This is a genomic window from Collinsella sp. SGI.033, assembly GCF_050315135.1.
Lineage (GTDB): Bacteria > Actinomycetota > Coriobacteriia > Coriobacteriales > Coriobacteriaceae > Collinsella.
In genome coordinates, this window is sequence record NZ_JBNPOK010000047.1 from 1 (window position 1) to 2,106 (window position 2,106).

Consider the following 2,106-nt stretch of genomic DNA (forward strand, 5'->3'; position numbering starts at 1 on the left):
TCCCGTCAAGCCGTGACCGGAATCGGTGAAAATACGTTAGCGCAACCGGTGAAACCGCCTTTGCGCGAACGGCGCGCCTGTTTAGCGAAACTGGTGAAAAATAGATTGACGCTAACACGCAGTCGAGGGGCTTGGCCGGCAGCCCGAGCATCGCCAGCCTGTCGGCCTCGAAGAGATCGAGCTCGCGCTCGCCCTTTATCCAGTGGGGCTTGTCGGACATGGCGAGGCTGCGCTCGAGCAGCCTGCGGTTGAAGGCGCCGGCGTCCCACAGCTGGGGGACGGGGACGAAGAGGTTGCGGCGCACGCAGCCCACCTTGTTCTCGACGCTGCCCTTCTCGTTGCCCGAGCGGGGGTTGCAGAACCTGAAGCGGAAGCCGTAGTGGGCGCTGCAGGCGGCGAACAGCTCGGTCGTCCGGACCCCGCCGCCGACGCGGCGGCCGACGCCGGTCGCGTTGTCGAAGACGATCTTGGTCGGCACGCCGCCGACGCGCTCGAAGACGTTGCGCAGGGCCTGGCAGACGCACTCCGACGTCTCGCCCGGGAAGACCTGGGCCAGCCCGACGTTGGAGTACGGGAACGTCATCACGAAGAAGCTCAGCGTGGTCCGCATCCCCCTCACGTAGAAGTCGGCCTCGCCGAAGTCGGCCTGCGCCTCGCCGGGGCCCCAGACGAGGTCGAGGTACTGGGCGTCGGCCGCCTCCGCCGAGCGGCGGGCCCTAATCTCCCTGACGCACCGCTCCACGGTGCTGACGGAGACGTCGGCGCCGCACTCGGAGACGAGCCTGTCGTGGACGCGCTTTGCGGTATGGCGCTGCTTGCGTCCGCTGCGCATGTCGTCGTCGAGCCAGGACTCGATCAGGGGCCTGTACGGGTCGAGCTTTGAGCCCTGCGCCCGCCTCGCGGGCGGCTTGGGGCTGAAGTCGTCCATGTCGCGGTACTTGTAGACGGTGTCCCGGCTCACGCCGGTCTTGCGCGCGATCTCGGCGACGCTGTCCCCCTGCCGCCACAGCAGGCGTATAGAATTCTTATCGGTCATGCTGATCATTTCCTCTCCGGGCCTCCTTTGGTAGATACGAAGCACCACCAAGATAGCCCTGCGATCTGGTCAGCATGCCCCTTGCGGGAAGTGTCGACTTTATGCTGCCGTTTTTGTCGATTTAGATGTTACGGAATACAGACGTGTTCGCGATGATGGGGGGGATCCCATGCTTAGCAGGGCGGAGAAGGGCCGGCTGCAGGAGCGGATCGCGCTAGATGCACGCACCCTGCGGCTGTCGAACGCGACGGTGGCATGGTTTCTGGACCGTGCCACCCCGGGGCAGATGCAGGCGGTAAGCGAGCTCCTCTCCCACGAGCTCGAGGTCAGGAGGGACAGCAAGCATGCACGCCTCCTGCGCCAGGCCAGGTTCCCGGCGGTGAAGTCGGTGCGGAGTTCGACCCGTCCGACCTGCGGTTCCAGGAAGGCTACGGGTGGGAGCAGCTGCTGGGCCTGGAATGGCTGGGGCAGAGGCAGGACTTCGTGTTCCACGGGCCGACGGGAAGGGGCAAGACCCACCTTGCAATAGCGCTGGGCATGCTGGCGGTGGACGCGGGCAAGTCGGCGAGGCTCCTGTCATGCGCGCAGCTGGTGTTCGACCTGAAGGCTGCAAAGGAGCGCGGCAGGCTGGACGAGCGGTACCAGGAGCTGTCCAAAGTCGACCTGCTTATCCTGGACGAGTTCGGCTACATCCCGCTGGACTCGGACGGGGGGAGGCTGCTGTTCCAGGTGATGTCGAACTGCTACGAGCGCCAGTCGATGGTGCTGACGACCAACATCGAGTTCGGGAAGTGGGGCACGGTGTTGGCGGACGACAAGCTGGCATCGGCGCTGGTGGACAGGATCGTCCACCATGGCAGGCTGGTGGAGTTCAAGGGCGAGAGCCGCCGCGTCACGGACTCGCTCATGCTGGGAAACAGGAAGGAAGGGTAGGTCCCGCAGCCCTTGGTGAAAACCGAAGATCTTTCGTGCTGAGACCCGAAAGAATTGGATGATGATTTACGAAAAATCTGCTTGACGAAACACACGTGGGCAAGACGCACCTCGCCGTCGCGCTGGGCATCGAGTCG

2 protein-coding genes are annotated in these 2,106 nt (G+C 64.7%); one reads left to right on the forward strand and one right to left on the reverse strand.

Annotation, left to right across the window (positions count from 1 at the left end):
• A partial coding sequence (istA, locus tag ACQRC0_RS08645) for an IS21 family transposase (protein WP_427729298.1) occupies positions 1–1,036 on the reverse strand: 1,036 nt, incomplete at its 3' end.
• 483 nt (positions 1,037–1,519) lie between these two features.
• On the opposite strand from istA, the gene ACQRC0_RS08650 reads away from it, so the two are divergent.
• Positions 1,520–1,969: an ATP-binding protein gene (locus ACQRC0_RS08650; RefSeq protein ID WP_427729300.1), complete on the forward strand. Its 450-nt coding sequence runs from the start codon at positions 1,520–1,522 to the stop codon at positions 1,967–1,969.
• Positions 1,970–2,106 lie beyond the last annotated feature (137 nt).